16 protein-coding genes are annotated in these 19,400 nt (G+C 31.0%); all 16 read right to left on the minus strand.

Translation table 11 applies throughout. From position 1 onward, the window contains the following. Window positions 1–1,897, minus strand: a 1,897-nt coding sequence (locus Q0U66_RS02045; RefSeq protein WP_297376971.1) for a DNA translocase FtsK, incomplete at its 3' end; no start/stop codon positions are given. A 126-nt stretch (window positions 1,898–2,023) separates the two neighbouring features. Beyond that, window positions 2,024–4,120: a polyribonucleotide nucleotidyltransferase gene (locus Q0U66_RS02050; RefSeq protein ID WP_297376973.1), complete on the minus strand. Its 2,097-nt coding sequence runs from the start codon at window positions 4,118–4,120 to the stop codon at window positions 2,024–2,026. A gap of 163 nt (window positions 4,121–4,283) precedes the next feature. Then, complete coding sequence (gene rpsO / locus Q0U66_RS02055; RefSeq protein ID WP_297376976.1) at window positions 4,284–4,550, minus strand: 30S ribosomal protein S15; 267 nt, start codon at window positions 4,548–4,550, stop codon at window positions 4,284–4,286. A gap of 96 nt (window positions 4,551–4,646) precedes the next feature. Further along, window positions 4,647–5,594 (minus strand): bifunctional riboflavin kinase/FAD synthetase, encoded by a 948-nt coding sequence (locus Q0U66_RS02060; protein ID WP_297376978.1) that lies wholly within the window; start codon window positions 5,592–5,594, stop codon window positions 4,647–4,649. Further along, window positions 5,582–6,469, minus strand: coding sequence for a tRNA pseudouridine(55) synthase TruB (gene truB, locus Q0U66_RS02065; RefSeq protein WP_297376980.1), 888 nt, complete (start codon window positions 6,467–6,469; stop codon window positions 5,582–5,584). The genes Q0U66_RS02060 and truB overlap by 13 nt, the downstream gene beginning before the upstream one ends. Next, window positions 6,447–7,421: a bifunctional oligoribonuclease/PAP phosphatase NrnA gene (locus Q0U66_RS02070; RefSeq protein WP_297376982.1), complete on the minus strand. Its 975-nt coding sequence runs from the start codon at window positions 7,419–7,421 to the stop codon at window positions 6,447–6,449. Before Q0U66_RS02070 ends, truB begins: the two co-directional genes overlap by 23 nt. Further along, the gene (gene rbfA / locus Q0U66_RS02075; RefSeq protein WP_297376984.1) at window positions 7,402–7,782 is read right to left on the minus strand and encodes a 30S ribosome-binding factor RbfA; all 381 of its coding nucleotides are present in this window, start codon (window positions 7,780–7,782) and stop codon (window positions 7,402–7,404) included. The genes Q0U66_RS02070 and rbfA overlap by 20 nt, the downstream gene beginning before the upstream one ends. A 1-nt stretch (window position 7,783) precedes the next feature. Then, the gene (gene infB, locus Q0U66_RS02080) at window positions 7,784–9,892 is read right to left on the minus strand and encodes a translation initiation factor IF-2 (protein WP_297376986.1); all 2,109 of its coding nucleotides are present in this window, start codon (window positions 9,890–9,892) and stop codon (window positions 7,784–7,786) included. 12 nt (window positions 9,893–9,904) lie between these two features. Further along, on the minus strand, window positions 9,905–10,159 hold the full coding sequence (locus Q0U66_RS02085) for a YlxR family protein (RefSeq protein WP_297376988.1): 255 nt from the start codon (window positions 10,157–10,159) through the stop codon (window positions 9,905–9,907). A gap of 1 nt (window position 10,160) precedes the next feature. Continuing rightward, the gene (gene nusA / locus Q0U66_RS02090; protein WP_297376990.1) at window positions 10,161–11,519 is read right to left on the minus strand and encodes a transcription termination factor NusA; all 1,359 of its coding nucleotides are present in this window, start codon (window positions 11,517–11,519) and stop codon (window positions 10,161–10,163) included. Between the two features lie 7 nt (window positions 11,520–11,526). Further along, window positions 11,527–11,988, minus strand: coding sequence for a ribosome maturation factor RimP (gene rimP, locus Q0U66_RS02095; protein ID WP_297376991.1), 462 nt, complete (start codon window positions 11,986–11,988; stop codon window positions 11,527–11,529). 111 nt (window positions 11,989–12,099) lie between these two features. Further along, window positions 12,100–16,290 carry a PolC-type DNA polymerase III gene (locus Q0U66_RS02100; RefSeq protein WP_297376993.1) on the minus strand — a complete coding sequence of 1,397 codons (4,191 nt, stop codon included), beginning with the start codon at window positions 16,288–16,290 and terminating at the stop codon, window positions 12,100–12,102. Window positions 16,291–16,308: 18 nt separating this feature from the next. Then, window positions 16,309–17,310 (minus strand): RIP metalloprotease RseP, encoded by a 1,002-nt coding sequence (rseP, locus tag Q0U66_RS02105; RefSeq protein ID WP_297376995.1) that lies wholly within the window; start codon window positions 17,308–17,310, stop codon window positions 16,309–16,311. Beyond that, complete coding sequence (locus Q0U66_RS02110; RefSeq protein WP_297376997.1) at window positions 17,310–18,101, minus strand: phosphatidate cytidylyltransferase; 792 nt, start codon at window positions 18,099–18,101, stop codon at window positions 17,310–17,312. The genes rseP and Q0U66_RS02110 overlap by 1 nt, the downstream gene beginning before the upstream one ends. Next, on the minus strand, window positions 18,091–18,831 hold the full coding sequence (locus Q0U66_RS02115; RefSeq protein ID WP_297376999.1) for an isoprenyl transferase: 741 nt from the start codon (window positions 18,829–18,831) through the stop codon (window positions 18,091–18,093). Before Q0U66_RS02115 ends, Q0U66_RS02110 begins: the two co-directional genes overlap by 11 nt. A gap of 11 nt (window positions 18,832–18,842) precedes the next feature. Continuing rightward, window positions 18,843–19,400, minus strand: coding sequence for a ribosome recycling factor (frr, locus tag Q0U66_RS02120; RefSeq protein WP_103980845.1), 558 nt, complete (start codon window positions 19,398–19,400; stop codon window positions 18,843–18,845).

Genomic DNA, 19,400 nt, shown 5'->3' on the forward strand with positions numbered 1-19,400 from the left:
ATGCGCCTTGTACCCTCTTTGGTTTTGGTAGCTTGCTTGGATAGTAAAGCATATCACCCTTACCTAAAAGCTTTTCAGCTCCTGCCATATCAATGATGGTCCTAGAGTCAACACTTGACGCAACTTGGAAGGCAATTCTTGATGGTATATTAGCTTTAATAATACCGGTTATAACATTCACACTTGGCCTTTGTGTAGCTATTATAAGGTGAACACCACTTGCCCTACCCATTTGAGCTAGTCTAGTAATATAATTTTCAACATCTTTAGATGCTTCCATCATAAGGTCAGAAAGCTCATCAATAATAACAACTAGGTATGGTAGTTTCTCTAGTTCACTTTCACCATTTTCATCAATTTCTTCTTGGACTTTAGCATTATAAGCTTTAATGTCCCTGGTACCGGCTTCTGAGAATTTTTCAAACCTACTAGTCATTTCTCTTACAGCTTCATTTAATGATGCTGTAGCTTCTGATGCCTTAGTAACAACCTTTCTTCCCCTTAAATGTGGAATATTGCTATATACTTTTAGTTCAACCATCTTTGGATCAATCATGATAAATTCTACTTCCTGAGGTGAGTACTTATAAATAATACTCATGATAATAGCATTCATCATAACCGACTTACCTGAACCTGTAGCACCAGCAATTAAAAGGTGTGGCATGGCATTGATTTTAGCATATTGTGGATGACCAAATATATCTCTACCGATTACTACGGTAATATCGTCATCTTCTTTTAGGAATTGTTCAGTTGAAACAAGTGACCTAAATGTAACTACATCTTTTTCCCTATTAGGTACTTCTATACCCACATAAGGTTTACCAGGTATAGGAGCTTCAATTCTTATACTTGGAGCTGCAAGCGCCATAGCTAAGTCATTTGAAAGATTAGTAATCTTTGAAACTTTTACCCCTATTTGTGGTTTTACTTCATAAGAAGTTACGGTAGGTCCATTATTGATATTAACAACTTCTGATTCTATACCAAAACTTTCTAAGGTATTTTTAATGATTTCAGAATTTTTCAACAAAATACTTTCATCATCACTTACATTAGTATCTGATTTATTTAATAAGTCAATTGGTGGTTTAATATATTCATAATCTTCATCATACTTGATGGCCACTTGACTTCCAGAACTAACTTCTTCTTCAAATATTTCATCATCATAAGCTTCTGTTTTTTCATCACTAGCATTATGATATGAAATATTTGGAACTATATCTTCTTCAATTGCTTTATTTCCAAAGTTTTCAATATAATTATTTTCTTTTGTATCAATAATAGTTTTTTCCCTAGTTTTTGACTCTGGTTTTCTAACTTTTTTACTATTATCATTTCTTTTTGTAAGATTAGATAGTTTATAGAAAATATTTTTAAAAAAATCTGCAATAGATTTATCAAATATATAAAAATAAGAAATAAAGAATAATAGAATAGTTAAGATATATATTCCAATATCAGCAATTAAGGCATTTATTATAAAATATATAGATGTAAAGATAACACCTATACCTGAATAACTTAACGCTTGAGAATAAGAGTTTTCAACCATAGCATTATAATTTCCGCCCCTATTGTATATAGTCCCTAATATCAATATTAAAGATAAAATAAGAAGGCTTATAACGCTAATGTCAGACTTATGCTTTACCCAAAATTTCTCATTATTTAAAGCAAAAAACATAAATAGACTGTAGAAAGGTAATATGTAAGCTGTCAATCCAAATACTATAAAAATTGCTTGACTAATATATTTGCCTAGTATACCCATTTTATCTTTTAATAAAATAACAGATAAAAAGACTACAAATAGACTGATAGCCAAAATAAGCTTTACTAAAGCTTGATCTTTTTTATTTTTATTAGTATTTCTTCTATTTTTAGCCATATTTTCCCCCATAAAAACTCTTTTATAATTATATCATATTAGAGCTTTATAATAAAGATTGTAAAAATAAAAAATGCTAGAAAAATCTAGCATTTTTAAGTATTTTAAATTCTTAATTTTATTAAACTATTCTCTTTCAAGTAAGTCTTTTCTTGATAGGTTTATTCTACCCTTGTCATCAACTTCAAGAACCTTAACCATGATTTCATCGCCTTCTTTTACCACATCTTCAACTTTTTCAACTCTCTTGTGGTCTAATTTTGAAATGTGAACAAGGCCTTCTTTGTTGTATCCAAACTCTACAAAGGCTCCAAAGTTTGTAATCTTTACAACCTTACCTAAGTATACGTCACCTTTTTCAGGTTCTTCTACAATACCATTTATAATTTCTAAGGCTCTTTCTCCTGAAGGACCATCTGGTGCTGTAATTGTTACTAAACCGTCGTCTTCAATATCAATTTTAACTCCAGTTTCTTCAATTATCTTATTAATTGTTTTACCACCAGAACCAATAACTTCTCCAACCTTCTTAGGATCGATCTTTACTGAGAAGATTCTTGGTGCATTTGGTGATAATTCTTTTCTTGGTTCAGATATAGCAGATAAAATCACATCTAAAATCTTAAATCTTGCAACTTTAGCATCTTCTAAAGCTTGGCTAAGAACAGACCTATCGATACCGTCAATCTTAATATCCATTTGTAGGGCTGTGATACCTTCTTTTGTACCAGCTACCTTAAAGTCCATATCTCCTAGGTGGTCTTCAAGTCCTTGGATATCTGTAAGTATAGATAAATCCTCACCTTCTTTAATCAAGCCCATAGCAATACCTGCTACAGGTGCTTTTATTGGTACACCAGCATCCATTAAAGATAAGCTTGAGCCACAAACTGATGCCATTGAAGATGAACCATTTGATTCTAAAACTTCTGATACAAGTCTCATTACATATGGGAAGTCTTCTTCAGAAGGTAATACTGGCTCTAAAGCTCTTTCAGCAAGTCTACCATGTCCAATTTCTCTTCTACCAGCTGATCTAAATCTTCCAATTTCACCAACAGAATATCCTGGGAAATTGTAGTGGTGCATGTATCTCTTTGTTACTTCTTCTTCGGTCATACCATCAATGTATTCTTTTTCTGAAGGTCCTGCTAGGGTAGCAATATTTAATACTTGAGTTTGTCCCCTAGTAAATAAACCAGAACCATGTACCTTTGGTACTAAAGCAACTTCTGCTGATAAAGGTCTAATTTCTGTTAATTTTCTTCCATCTGGTCTTATCTTATCAACAGATATTAGTCTTCTTACAATTGTTTTTTCTAACTGGTTGAATATTCTTGAAACTTCTTTTAATAAGTCTTCATTATCTTCGTCTTCTTCGTCAATATATTTTTCTAAGACTTCTTCTCTTAAAGCATCTACATCGTCTTCTCTACTTGCCTTATCTGCATTTTTAAGAGCTTCTTTAATTCTAGCACCAAATTCAATTTCTATATCACTATATAATTGTGGATCTACATCTTCATATTCAAATTCTTTTTTCTCTTTACCGATTTCTTCAACTATAGTTTTTATAAAGCGGCAAATATTTTTAATCTCTTCATGTCCAAATAAGATTGCTTCTAACATTTCTTCTTCAGTAAGCTCTTGTGCACCAGCTTCTACCATCATGATAGCTTCTTCTGTACCAGCTAAGGTCAAGGCTAACTTTGATTTTTCTCTTTGTTCTTTATTTGGATTTATAATATATTGACCATCAATATACCCTACTTCTACCCCAGCTATTGGTCCCATAAATGGTATATCAGAAATAGATAGGGCTATTGAAGCACCAATCGTTGATAAGATACCATATTCATGGTCTTCATCGGCTGATAATACTGTAGCGACTATTTGAACATCATTTTTATATCCTTCTGGAAATAGTGGTCTAATAGGTCTATCAATCATACGAGCTGTAAGTGTTGCCTCATCTGTTGGTTTACCTTCTCTTTTAACATATCCGCCAGGTATCCTACCCACAGCATACATTTTTTCTTGAACTTCTACTGATAGTGGGAAAAAGTCTATACCTTCCCTTGGTTTATCGGATGCAACTGCAGTCACTAAAACCATTGTATCACCAGATCTTAAGGTCAATGCAGCATTTGCTTGTTTAGCAAGCTTGCCTATTTCAATATCAAATTGATTATGATCTGATTTATATTTATATGTATTTACCATACTTTCTCCTTTAATAGCACCTGCTATTATATATTTTTAATCTTTTCTTCTCTTTATATATTAACATAGAACTTTAGTAATTGTGTAAAATCATTTATTTTTATAGTAAAATAATAAAGCTGAAGTCAATATATATTAACTCCAGCTCTTAATTATTGTTCTATTATCTTCTTAATTTTAATTTTGAAACGATATCTCTATATCTTTCAATATCTTTCTTTTCTAAGTAGTTTAATAGACCTCTTCTCTTACCGATTAACATGTATAATCCTCTTCTTGAAGCACTATCTTTTGGATTTGCTTTTAAGTGTTCTGTAAGATTGTCTATTCTATGTGAGAATATAGCAATTTGCACTTCTGGTGAACCTGTATCACCTTCACCTCTACCATATTCTTTAATTAATTCTACTTTCTTTTCTGGTGTTATCATATCTTCCTCCATATTTTTATATTTCACTTTTTACCGAGTAAAGACCGGAGTCCTCTATTACCAAGCAAAAGTACTTAATAAGTATAACAAATAATATTAGTTTTGTAAATTATTTTTTTTATATTTTAAGGCAAAATCTAGGTCTTGGTCCATTTGTTTAATAAGTTCTTCTTTACTATCAAACTTTACCTGTCCCCTGATCCAGTCTATGAATTCAACTTTCACCTTTGAACCATATATTTTTTCATTGAAATCCAAGATATAAACTTCTACTTTTATGTCCTTGCTATTTGTAACTGTAGGATTCGTACCTATTGAAGTTAATGATAAATACTTATTTGAATTGATATAAATATTGGTCAAATACACCCCTTCAGCAGGTAAAACATATGGAAAATCTAAGGCAAGATTTGCAGTTGGATATCCTAACTCTTTGCTTCCTATTTTTTTTCCATGGACAACCTGTCCTTTAATTGTATAATTGTTTCCAAGTATAGTAGATGCTTCCTTCACCTCTCCAGATTTTATCATGTCCCTTATCAAGGTAGATGATAGTTTTGAGCCTTTATATAAATAATCATCTACAATATAGGCATTTAAAAGATTATCTTTTTCATATTGTAAAATATGACTAACATTGGCATCGTCTTTTTTACCGAAGGTATAGTCTCTTCCACATACAATAGAATTTGCTTTTAGCTGACCGACTATAAAATCAAGCATAAATTGGTCTCTATTTAATTTAGCAAATTTCTCACTAAAGTCCTTTATGAATATATAGTCTATACCAAGTTTTTCTAAAGTTTCGATCTTATCTTCTACTGAGTTAAGATATCTTCTCTCAAATTGAGGAAAAACTTCATTAGTATGTTGCTTAAAAATAAGCACTGAAGATTTTATATCTTTTTCTTTAGCAACATCAATAGCCTTTTTTATGATATTTCTATGTCCTAGGTGAAAACCATCAAAATTTCCTAGGGCTATTGCTGATTTATCAATAGATTCTGTTGAATTTTCTTTATCTAAATCAATTATTCTTGCCAAATCAATTTCTCCATTTTAAATATATTATCATTTTTCATAGCCAAACCTAAGAAATTATTGTTATTAAATACTAAAGTCAAAGTATTTTCCTGTATTTTCTCTGATTTTTTAATATCTTTCACATTAACTCTTTGACCATTTATAAGTCTAAATCTTATATTATCATCAACATCAAATCTAGGTAAAGTATCCAAAACTTCTTCTGGCTTTATTATTAGATTATAAAGATCTTCTTTTGAATACTTATCTATATCAGATATGTCTATAGTTTGTTCTATTGATAAGTTACCTACTTTAATCCTTTGTAAGTCTGTCATAAAGGCATAGGTCCCAAGATTTCTTCCTAAGTCATGGATTAGAGATCGTATGTATGTTCCTTTAGAACAATCTACATATATTTTAGCCCTATTAGCATTAAGATCTAATAGTTTTATATCATGAATAGTAACCTTACGAGCTTTAATTTCAACTTTTTTTCCTTCTCTGGCGTATTCATAAAGCTTTTTACCATCAACCTTTATAGCTGAATAAATAGGAGGAACTTGTGATATTTCCCCCTTAAATTTATTCAATTCTTTATTTATTTCTTCTTTAGTAAATATTTGTTTGTCAGAAATATTGATTACTTCCCCTTCACAATCATAAGTGGAAGTCTCTTTTCCAAATTCTAAATCCGCTATATAGGCCTTACCAAGGTCGCTAACATATTGGGAGAGTTTTGTAGCCCTACCAATACACATCGGTAGAACACCAGTTGCAATCGGATCTAGGGTGCCTGTATGGCCAACCTTTTTTGTCCCTAGTTTCTTTCTTAAAATTGCAACCACATCATGGGAAGTCATGTTTTTAGCTTTATTTATCGCTAAGATCCCCATCTTCATACAATTTCTCCATTCTTTTATTTAGTCGAGCAAAAACTTCATCAATATTACCTTTAGTTGTCGCACCTGAAGCTCTTACATGACCACCACCACCAAATTCGACAGCAATTTTAGAAACATCTACTTTAGCTTGTGATCTAAAACTTAATTTAGTTTCTTCAGCTGATTCTTCTTTAGCTATAGCTGATACTTCAATTCCATTTATAGTCCTTAGCATTGAGACTAAGCCTTCAGCATCATCCATAGTCATACCAAATTTTGCAACTAGGTCTTTAGTGATTTTTGCAGTTATTATTTGTTTACCAATTCTTGTGGCATTTTTAATCACTTCAACTTGTAAGAATAATTGGTTAATATCTAATCTATCATACAATTCTTCTTGGATTCTTTTCTTATCAGCTCCAAGTCTAATTAATTTTGCTGCATTTTCTAAGGTCTTAGCATCTGCTGCATCATATTGGAACCTGTATGTGTCGGTCATTATACCTAAGTATAGGTAATTTGCAGCTTCTTTTGGTATTTCAATATTTGAATCAATAAATATTTCTGCTACCATTTCACTAGCTGATGATGACATATAGATTATATCATTGTTAGAATAACCTTCATTTGTAATATGGTGGTCAATGATTGCAGTATCCTTAGCCTCATCCATATATTTAGCTGATGAACCTATTCTAGCTTTATCAGCACTATCTACAGATATAAATAAGTCAGCTTTTTCAAATTCATCATTGAAATATAAATCATCCCTATACATGAAATTGATATATGTTGGGTAGTCATCATTTTTTACTACATAAACATTTTTTCCCATATTTCTTAAAATAAGGCAGAGACCAAATGAAGATCCAATAGCATCTCCATCTGGTGCAATATGTGCAGATATTAAAATATTTTCTGCCTTATCTATTTGTTTTATAAGTTTATTTATCTTCTCTTGCATCTATTGCCTCATTATCTTTTTTAATAACTTGATCTATAAGTTTATCCAGCTTATTAACTTTTTCAAGATGTTCATCTAGGGTAAATCTTAAATCAGGTATATGACGTAGGTTCATCCTTTCTCCCAATAATTTTTTAATGTATCCTATTGAAGATGTTAATCCCGCCATAGTTTCTTCCTTATCTTTTTTATCACCTAAAACTGAAACATATATTTTTGCTGATTGTAGGTCATCTTTCAAATCTATTTCAGTAATTGATGTTATAGGAGCAATCCTTGAATCTTTAAGGTCCTGATTAATAATTACAGAAATTTCTTTCTGCATTTCTGATGCAATTCTTGATATTCTAGTTTTTTTCATCTTATCTCTCAACTTCCTTGTCTACATAAGCTTCTATTACATCGCCTACTTTAATGTCGTTGTAGTTTTCTATACCTAATCCACCTTCATATCCTTGATTTAATTCTCTTACATCATCCTTAAATCTCTTTAATGAAGATAATTTTCCTTCATAAACAACAATATTATCTCTAATAAGTCTTACGCCAGCATCTCTCTTCATTTGTCCATTGGTTACATAAACACCTGCTATATTACCAACTCTTGGTATCTTAAAGACATCTCTAACTTCAGCTGTACCGATAACTTGTTCAACATATTTAGGTGATAACATACCCTTAATAGCCTTTTCTAAGTCTTCGATAGCTTCGTAGATAACTCTGTAGGTTCTAATTTCAATACCATTTTCTGCAGCTTGTGACTTAGCTCCTTGGTTTGGTCTTACATTGAAACCAATTATTATAGCATTTGATGCAGAGGCTAACATTACGTCAGATTCATTTATACCACCTACAGCACCGTGAACTATATTTATCTTTACTTCTTCATTTGATAATTTTTGTAGTGAACTTGTAACAGCATCAATAGTACCTTTTACATCAGTCTTAACTAAGATATTAATTTCTTTCAAATCACCATCAGAGATTTTTTCATATAACTGGTCAAGGTTAACTTGTGATGTTCTCTTTACAAAGTCTTCTTTTTCCTGTTGGGCTACTTTTTCAGCATATTTTCTAGCTGTCTTTTCATCTTTTACTACATAAACTTTGTCACCAGCTTCAGGTACATCTGATAAACCTAAAACTTGTACAGGTGTAGATGGTCTAGCTTTTTTCACTTGTTTTTGGCTAGAGTCAAACATAGCTCTTACCTTACCATATGAATGTCCTGAAACAATGAAGTCACCCTGTGATAAGGTACCTTTTTCAACAAGAATATTTGCAACTGGTCCTCTACCCTTATCTAATTGAGCTTCTATAACTGTTGCTACTGCAGGTCTGTTTGGATTTGCCTTTAATTCTTTTAATTCAGCAATCATTTGAACCATTTCTAATAGTTCATCAACACCTTCACCTGTGTGAGCAGATAGTGGAATCATAACTGTATCCCCACCCCAGTCTTCAGGCATTAACCCGTGTTCAGCTAGTTCAGTTTTAACTCTGTCTGGATTTGCTTCATATTTATCCATCTTATTTATAGCAACAACAATAGGGTTTCCAGCAGCCTTAGCGTGGTTAATAGCTTCAATGGTTTGAGGCATAACCCCATCATCACCAGCAACTACTAGGATAACTATATCAGTTGTATTTGCACCCCTAAGTCTCATTTGAGTAAAAGCTTCGTGGCCTGGTGTATCTAAAAATACAATCTTTTTGTCATTTACATAAACTGTTGAAGCACCGATATGTTGGGTAATACCACCTGCTTCTCCACTTGCAACTCTAGAGTTTCTAATTCTGTCAAGTAAGGAAGTTTTACCGTGGTCTACGTGTCCCATTACTGTAATTATTGGAGCTCTTTCAACTAAGTCTTCTTCCTTATCTTCAAAGTCTAATTTAGAAATATCATCTTCATCATTAGATTCAGATTGTTTTTCTTCAACTTCAATATCAAAGGCCATACCTAATTCTATAGCTTGGTCAATAGTTAAGGCTTGGTTCATGTTAAGCATTAAGCCCATTTTCATAAGTTCAGTTATTATTTGAGAAACTGGCTTTCCTAATAAGTCAGCAAGTTCTTTTACTGTAACTCCTTCTTCTACGTAGATTTTATCAGGACTTTCTTCTACTTCTTTTTTAGATTCTTCAGCTTGAATGTTTTGGTTTCTTTGTTTTTTCTTTTCTTTTCTTCTATTACGTTTAGCATCTTTTTTGATTTGTGCATCTAGTTGGTCATCATATTCATCAAAGATATCTTCTTCAACTTCTTCTACTACTTCTTTATTTTCTTTTGGCTTGTTTTCATCATTTATTTCGTGATAGTAGTCTCTTATCAACTCTAAGTTTTCACCTTCAATCACTTCCATATGACTATTTATATCTAAGCCGAATTCTTCGTTTAATTCTTTTATCAATTCTTTACTTGATAAACCAACTTCTTTTGCTAATTCATAAATTCTTAATTTTGTCATATAAACACCTTTCTACATAGACTCTAACTCCTTATAGATTTCATCAGGAACATTAACTTTCAAGTGTCTATTTAATAGTTTTTTGTCTATGATCTTTTCAATAGTTTGCTTATCTTTGCAAAAATAAGCTCCCCTACCGTTTATTTTTCCATCATGGTCAATGCTTACAGTCCCATCTTTTTGTCTTACTACTCGTATTAATTCATTTTGTGGGAATTTTTCCCTGCAAACAATGCATTTTCTTAATCTAATTTTATTTGTTTTCATATTATTTCATGTCAAAATATTCTAAAGCTTCTTGTAATTCTTCACTTTCCAATGAAGACATATGACTTTTAACATTAATTGAAAGATTTTTCTTCAAGCTTGCTATTAATTCTTTACTTGATAAACCAACTTCTTTTGCTAGTTCATAAACTCTAATAGAATTTGTTTCTTCATCTATTTGATTATCATCTTCTGAATTTTCAGCTATATCTTCATCTTCAAGAACTTCTTCATCAATACTTACATCTAAAGCATCATTATTTTCAATATTTTCATCTTCTTCAGATTCAGCAGCTTCTTTATATTGTTCTTCAAGCTGTTCAATTATTTCATCTTGTTGGGATTCAGGTTTTATATCAATCTTCCAACCTGTCAATTTAGCAGCTAATCTAACATTTTGTCCTTCTTTACCAATTGCTAATGACAATTGACTATCAGGTACAAAGGCTGTTGCTTCTTTTGATTTTTCATCTGCAAATACATAAATAACTTCAGCAGGTGATAAGGAATTTGATATATATACTTTGATATCTTCATCCCAAATGATTATATCTATTTTTTCTCCATTTATTTCTTCTACGATTGCATTTACCCTGCTACCCTTCATACCAACTGTAGCACCAACTGGATCTATATTTTCATCTGTAGCTCTTACTGCAATCTTAGTTCTAAAACCAGCTTCTCTTGCAATTGACATTACATCAACAAGACCTTGTGATATTTCAGGAACTTCTAATTCAAATAATCTTGTAACAAAGGCTCCATCTTTTCTAGATAAAATAATCTGTGGTCCCTTTGGTGTATCCTTAACTTCTTTTACATATACCTTGATCCTGTCACCTGGTTTAAAGTTTTCACCTTCTACAGTTTCTCTTTCAGGTATAAAACCTTCTGACTTACCTAAATCCACATATATATTGTTGTGGTCAATTCTTTGTACACTACCATTTAGCAATTCTTTTTCTTTATCTATATAGCTATCATATATAGATCTTCTTTCAGCATCTCTTAAAAATTGGATTACTATATTTTTACCCTTTTGAGCAGCAACCCTTAAAAAGTCTTTTGGTTTAACTTGAATCTTAATTTGGCCACCCAATTTTGATCTTTTTCTGTGGGATAGGGCTTCTTCTAAGGATATTTGTGTTTCTTTATTTTCTACTTCTTCCACTATATCCTTTATTGAATATACCTTAATGTCCCCATTGTCTTTATTAAAATCAATTTCAACATTTGATTCACCATATTGCTCTTCATAACTTTTAATCAAAGCTTTTTCAATAGCATCTATGATATCTTGCTTATTAATTCCTTTTTCTCTTTCTAATTCGTCAAGAGATCTTATAAAATCTTTATTCATTTCACTTTTAAAATCTTACTAATTGTTTTATAAGACTTATATCCTTTCTATCAAATTTCTTTTCTACATCATTTTCCATTAAAATAGTTAGATGATCATCAGAATAATCTACTATAAAACCGTCATATTCTTTAGATCCATCTATCTTTTTATATAGCTTCACTACCACTTCATTGTGCATATTTCTTCTTAAATCATCAGTTGTTTTAAGCGGCCTGTTTAAGTCCGGAGATGAAACCTCCAAATAATATTGCTTATCTATAGGGTCAATTTCATCCAGTCTTTCGCTTAAATACCTAGCAACTATTTCTGTATCATCAATAGTTATACCTTCTTCATTCCATATAAATAATCTTAGGTAAAAGTCCCCATCTTCATGAACAAATTCAAGGTCTATAAGTTCATATCCCTTTTCTTCAAGTTCTTTTTCTAAGATAAGTCTTAGATCTTCTAACATCTCATTTGTCATACCATCTCCTTGATATAAACAATAAAGAGTGGGAACTCCCACTCTTTAGTAACATTCTATCTTCATCTACCTTATTATAACAATTATTTATAAGTAGGTCAAATTTAATACTTATATGCTAAAGAAATCAATTTGATTGGTTTCTTGCATACCTTCAAACAAACCAAGATCTTCTATACTTGCCATAGCTGTCTTATTTGTTATGGTTCTTTGCTTAAAATCTTCTTTAGATATAAACTTGCCTTTTTCCCTAGCCTTGGCTATATCTAAAGCTATAGCTTCTGATACATTATCTATAGCCATAAGGGGTGGTCTTATAGTGGATTCATCTATTACTTCAAAGTTTGTAGGATGAGATTCATATAAGTCTATATCCGCAAACTTGATCCCCCTTGCATACATTTCTTCAGCTAATTCATAAGTGTAAAAGACATTATCTACAAAACCTGGTTCTTGTTTTAACTGTTTTATAAATACTGTTAAATAGTCTAAGCCTTGCTTTATTTCTGCAAATTTAAAGTCTGATATTTCATTGGTAAAACTTACAGCATAGAAATAAGCTGGATAATGTACTTTAAAATATGCAATCCTATAGGACATCATTACATAAGCAGCAGCATGAGCCTTAGGGAACATATACTTGATTTTTAGACAGGAGTCAATATACCATTGTGGTACATTGTTATTTTTCATTTCAGCGATTTGTTCTTCAGTAAGTCCCCTACCCTTTCTTACCTGTTCCATGATTATAAAGGCTAGTTTTGATTCTAAGCCTTTATCTATTAAATAGTTCATAATATCGTCACGGGTACAAATAGCGGATTTTAGGGTCGCAGTACCTGCTTTAACTAATTCTTGAGCATTGCCAAGCCATACGTCAGTACCGTGAGACAAGCCTGATATTCTTATCAATTCATCAAAAGTAGTTGGTTTTGTATCATCAAGCATGGTCCTTACAAAATATGTGCCAAATTCTGGTATACCTAAACTACCATTATTAATATTTGTATAATCATGCTCTATATTTAATTTTTCAGTTGATGAAAAGATTGACATGGTATCAGGGTCTGATAAGTCAACATTTACCGCATTTATCTTGGACATGTCTGATAAAAGCCTGATAACTGTAGGTGAATTATGGCCCAACAAGTCCAACTTCAATAAGTTTTCTTCAATGGCATGGTAATCAAAGTGGGTAGTTATAATGCCGGATTCTTTTTTATCGGCTGGGTATTGGACAGGTGTAAAGTCTTCAATGTCTTTTTCTTCAGGTACGACTATTAAGCCACCGGCATGTTGTCCAGTAGATCTTTTTACCCCCACTATTTTTCTCTTAACCCTATTTATATTTGCATAGTCAGTCTTAATTAAATCATAATCCGGGTAAAACTCTTTAAATTTCAAGGCCATACCAGCTGCTGTTTTTTCAGCAACTGTGCTTAATGTACCAGCTCTAAATACTTTTCCTTTACCGAATAGACTTTCGGTATACTTGTGTGTTTTTGACTGGTAGACAGAAGCAAAGTTAAGGTCTATATCTGGTTCCTTGTCACCTTCAAATCCTAAGAATGTTTCAAAAGGTATATCAAAACCATCCTTATTTAACTTTTCATTACATACAGGACAATTTTTATCTGGTAAGTCAACACCTGTGGTATATTCATCTGATTTTACAAATTCAGTATACTTACATGATCCACAAACATAGTGTGGAGGAAGAGGATTTACTTCTGTAATATCTGCCATAGTTGCTGCAAATGAAGATCCTACTGACCCCCTTGAACCAACTAAGTATCCATCATCAATTGATTTTTCTACAAGCAATTTTGCAATCATATATAGGGTTGCATAACCATTTGAAATAATAGAATCAAGCTCTTTATTTAATCTTTCCTCAACTATTTCCGGCAAGTCCTCTCCATATATAGACCTAGCTTTTTCAAAGCTTGTATCTCTTAATTGCTTTTCAGCATCTTTGATTTTTGGTGGGAAGGTACCAGAGGCTATTGGTGATATTTTTTCTATCATATCATTAAGCTTTTTTGGACCTTCAATCACAAGTTCTCTTTTGGTTTCTTCGTCTAAATAGTCATATTGGTCTAGCATTTCATTAGTTGTCTTAAAATAGAAGGCACCTGAATCTTCTAATGACCTTTTTCTAGGATAATTTTTAATAATATTCCTATAAGGATAATCTTTTTTGTCTAAATAATATACATCCCCTATAGCTAAAATAGGAATCTTATTTTCTTTAGCAAGATCGATCATCTTTTTATTTATTTCAATAAAATGATCCATATCCTTTATATATGACCTATTAATAAGGTGATCAGTAAAGTCTAAAGGTAGGATACCAAGAAAATCAAATTTCTTTATTTCTTCACTAAGTATATGGTCTTCATATTTCAATGCCGTAAGGTTAAATAGTTTCGATTTGTAATTTCCTGTACCTATTAATAAACCTTCCTTGTGGTCTTCATATACTTGGTATGGAATCCTAGGTTCCCTATAAAAATAATTGAGGTTTGACTTTGTAACTAAGGTATATAAATTCTTTAACCCAATATAATTCTTGGCAAAAATTATGTTTTGATATTCCTTATTTTCTCCCTTAGGCATTTGAGTTGGTATTTTATTTACATGCTTATCTATCTTACTGCCTAATTCTTCTATTTCTCTTAACATATGTAAGAATATATCTGCAGTTGCCTTAGCATCATCTGAAGCCCTATGGTGGTTTAATAGTGATACCTGATAATTTTTAGCTAGGGTATTTAACCTATGGTTTTTGAATTCAGGATGTAGGGCCCTAGATATATAAAGGGTATCCATATAAGCAGGTTTAAATTCTAAATTTAAGTCATTAGCCTTTGCAATAACAAAGGGAACATCAAATTCTGCATTATGAGCAACTAAAATAGTATCTTTTGCAAATTCTAAAAATCTTGGCAACACCTTATCTATAGTTTCAGCATTTGAAACCATGTTATTGGTAATACCAGTTAATTCAGTAGTAAAATCACTTAAGGGTTCTTGAGGATTTACAAATTCTTCAAAGATATCAATAATTTTACCATCTCTAATCTTTACAGCCCCAAATTCTATAATTTTATCTGTTAAATTAGACAATCCTGTTGTTTCAATATCAAAAACCACAAAGTCTTTATCTTCTACTTCAAGGTCATAATGGTTAACCAAAATACTTGGATAGTCTTCTGATAAATTAGCCTGCATACCATAATTAACTTTTATATCATATTTTTTAGCAAATTTATTAATTTCTGGATATGCCTGCACATTAAATAAGTCTGTAATACCTACAGCTTCATGACCATAATTTTTTAATCTTTCAAATAATTCTGAAATTTCTACTATAGATTCCAAGTTAGAAGCTTTAGTATGGATATTCATCTCTATTCTTTTATCAGGACTAGTATCAGTTTTAACAGGCAATACTATTTCTTCAATACCAGAGACATTTAAAACCATTGCCCTTTCGTAGTCATCATACCTATAACTACCATTAACAATAACACCCATTCCATTTTTCACAGATTCTTCAAAGGCTCGGAACTTTTTATCATTAACAAATAGCTTACACCTTAAGGCTTCATATCCATCATCTATATCAAAACTTACAATTGTAGAATTTGTAATTTTCCTATAATTTAACTCAAATATCTGCCCTTTTATTGAAACTCTTGACCCATCTTCTGTAAGGCTATCTATGGAAGACATAATTTTAGGAGCAGTTTTTATAGATCCATATTCAAAGGCTCCTTTTTCCATCTGTTCCACTTTAACTTCTTTTTCTTTACTTTTAATTTGACTATTTTGAATTTGTTCTTGTAATTGAAATTCCTTTTCTTCCAGTCTTTTTTCTATGTCTAAAAGTTGATTTTCACTTAATTCTGCTTCTACAAACTTTATCTTTATATTAAGTTTTTCTAATTTTTCTTTATATTGGTTAAAATGAATATTTGTTTCATATAAACTAACTTCAGAAATATTATTTAATGATATTATAAGTTCATTATCTTTAAGCTCAGTTTTAATACTTGTGAATTTTTCATTCAATTCATTTAAGATCTCCTCAAGTACAATGATATTCAACTCTATAAAAACAGGCATATTTTCTAATTTTTGCATTATATCTTCAATAATATGGTCTCTTACTTCAAGCTCTAAAGCTAAAAGATTTATTTCCAATATATTTTCAAGCTTAAAAAACGAAACATCATCAAGGATGAGTTCCGTTTCATATTTTTTATTTATATCATCAAGCATCTTGTTAAATTTCATTTTATCCCCTCAATAAGATTATCTAAAAATTTTAACAATATCATTATAAGAAACTACTAAAATCAATGCTAATAGAGCAAAAAATCCAATAAAAGTAATGGTAGTTTCAAATTTCTCATTTACCTTTTTACCTGTAATCATTTCAAACAAGTTAAATACTAGTTTAGACCCATCTAAGGCTGGAATTGGTAAAAGATTAAATAAGCCTAAGTTTAAAGAAATCAAGGCTGCCATATTAATATAAGTAATAAAACCATAGGATACAGACTTTCCTACTTGACTGATAACACCTATTGGTCCAGATAAGTTTTCTAAACCAAATACTCCTGTTACCAAGCCTTTTAAGCCTTCCCATATAGTAGAAGTCATAAAAATAGTATTATGGATACCATATTTTAATGAACCTAAAAAGTCCTTTTTAACTTCCGAAACAATTCCAACAACTTTTCTATTATCTTGTATCTCAGTATCTAAAGTATATGAAAATTTTTCACCATTTCTTTTTATTTCTAAGTCAAGTTTATTATCACTGTCATTAATTTCTTTACTTATTTGGTTAAAAATATAGGTGTTTTTGCCATTTACTTTTACTATTTTATCACCTTTTTCAAGACCGGCTAAAGCAGCTGGACTATTTTCCACTACTTGATCTATTGTATTTGATGCGTAGCCTGAAAAATTGGCCAATAAAACAAAAACTAAAAATCCAAATAAAAAATTAGTAAATGGACCTGCTAAAATAGTTAAGAATCTTTTCCAAGCAGCAGAATTTTTGTAAGACCTAGGGTCATTTGAACTCTCATCCTCCCCTTCCATCATTACATATCCACCAATTGGAAGTAATCTAAATGAATATAAGGTTTCTTTGCCTTGCTTTTTGAATAAACTTGGTCCCATGCCTATAGAAAATTCATTTACCTTAATGCCTGAAAGTTTAGCTCCTATAAAATGGCCACTTTCATGTATAGTTATTAAAAATAAAAATAAAACTATAGCTAATAATATTCCAATAAAATCCATTATACTAACTCCAATAAATTAACAAATAAATAAACTAGGGGCGCAACAAACAATAAAGAGTCAAACCTATCCATGATTCCCCCATGCCCCCTTAATATTTTTCCATAATCTTTAACATTTGCACGTCTTTTAATATATGAAGCAAATAAGTCTCCGAACTGGGATACTATTGATATCAATATACTTGCCAAATACATCAATAAAACATGGTCTAAATTAAAATACAGCTTAAACAAATACACAAAGAGTAAAGAACCGAAAATGCCACCAACTGATCCTTCAATTGTTTTTTTCGGGCTCAATTCTTTAAGAAAATTAAACTTGTTTTTTCCTATGCTAATACCTACCAAATACGCAAAGGTATCAGAAAAAGCAGTTATAAATATAGCAAATCCAATCCATTTAGGATCCTTAAGTAAAATTATTGTACTATAGGCACACGTAATATATATAGCCAAAAATACATTTGTACTTAAGTCGTTTATAGTCTTATTTTTATCAAAAATAAGTGATATAGCTAAAGATATAAAGTATATACATAATAAGACTAAGGCATACTCTTTGCCTACGAAGGCTATAACTAATAAAAATATATTGTTGAAAATATATGCAGGTGCTTTAAGAACACTTTTATCCATTTTTTCCAAAACTCTTATTAGTTCATATATAGCTAGATTTGATGTAAGTATAAAAGCTAAACTTATAATATTAAAATTTGTCAATAAAATAGCTACTACTGATGCCACAATAAGGGCACCAGTAATAGTTCTACTTATAAAATTATTCTTCATTTAATCCACCAAATCTTCTATCCCTACTTAGATATTCTAATATGGCTTTCTCTAATTCATCATAGTTAAAATCTGGCCATAGGCAATCAGTAAAGTAAAATTCTGTGTAAGCCATTTGGTGAAGCATAAAATTTGATAATCTTTCTTCTCCACCAGTTCTAATTAATAAGTCTGGATCTTTAAGATTTTTTGTATATAAATATCTAGATAAAGTTTCTGTATCAATATCATCTCTAGATATCTTTCCTTGGTCATAATCATTCAGAATGTCCAATAAAGCTTTTTTGACTTCGTCACGGGAACCATAGTTTATACCAATATTTAATACTAACCCATTATTAGATGAAGTTTTATTTATAGTTGTTTCTATAGCTTTTCTTGTTATTAGTGGCAATTTGCTGATATCTCCCATGACTTGAACTCTAACATTTTCTTCAATTAATTCTTTTAATCTTCTATTGAAGAAACTTGAAAGGAGATCAAATAAAGTGAAAACTTCATCATCAGGTCTTTTCCAATTTTCAGTTGAAAAGGCATATAGACTTAAGGCTTTTATATTTAATTTATTGGCATTTTTTACAAGGTCGATTACTTGTTCTATACCCATTTTGTGGCCATAGCTCCTACCCTCGCCTCTTTTCTGAGCCCACCTACCATTTCCATCCATTATGATGGCAATATGTTCAAGAGAATATTCTTCGACAAGATTTTTTAATTTTTCTTGGTCCATAGCTCTACCTATTAAACAGTTTTAAGTTCTTTTTCTTTTTCTTGTGTAACTTGATCAATTTTCTTAATAAATTCATCTACTAATTTCTGAATGTCTTCTTCTAAAGCTCTTCTTTCATCTTCAGATATTTCTTTGTTTTTTTCAGCCTTTTTAACTAGGTCAATCATGTCTCTTCTTTGGTTTCTAACACCAACTTTTGATTGTTCTCCCTTTTGTTTAACTTCCTTAGCTAAGTTATTTCTTGTTTCTTCGTTTAATTCTGGGAATGGTAAACGAATTACTTTACCATCATTACTTGGAGTAATGCCTAAGTCAGAAGCTTGTACTGCTCTTTCAATTTCTTTTAATTGACTAGCATCCCAAGGTTGGATTACTAATAATCTAGCTTCAGGAACTGTAATAGTAGCAGCATTTCTAATAGGTGTTTCTACACCATAGTAGTCAAATTTAATATTTTCAACTAGTGAAGGATTTGCCCTTCCCGCTCTAACTTGTGATAAATTTTCTTTATATCCCAATAAATGTTCTTCTAAAGATTTTCTACCATTTTTAATAATATTATCTGTCAT

The organism is uncultured Helcococcus sp., from assembly GCF_946998255.1.
Classification (GTDB): domain Bacteria; phylum Bacillota; class Clostridia; order Tissierellales; family Peptoniphilaceae; genus Helcococcus.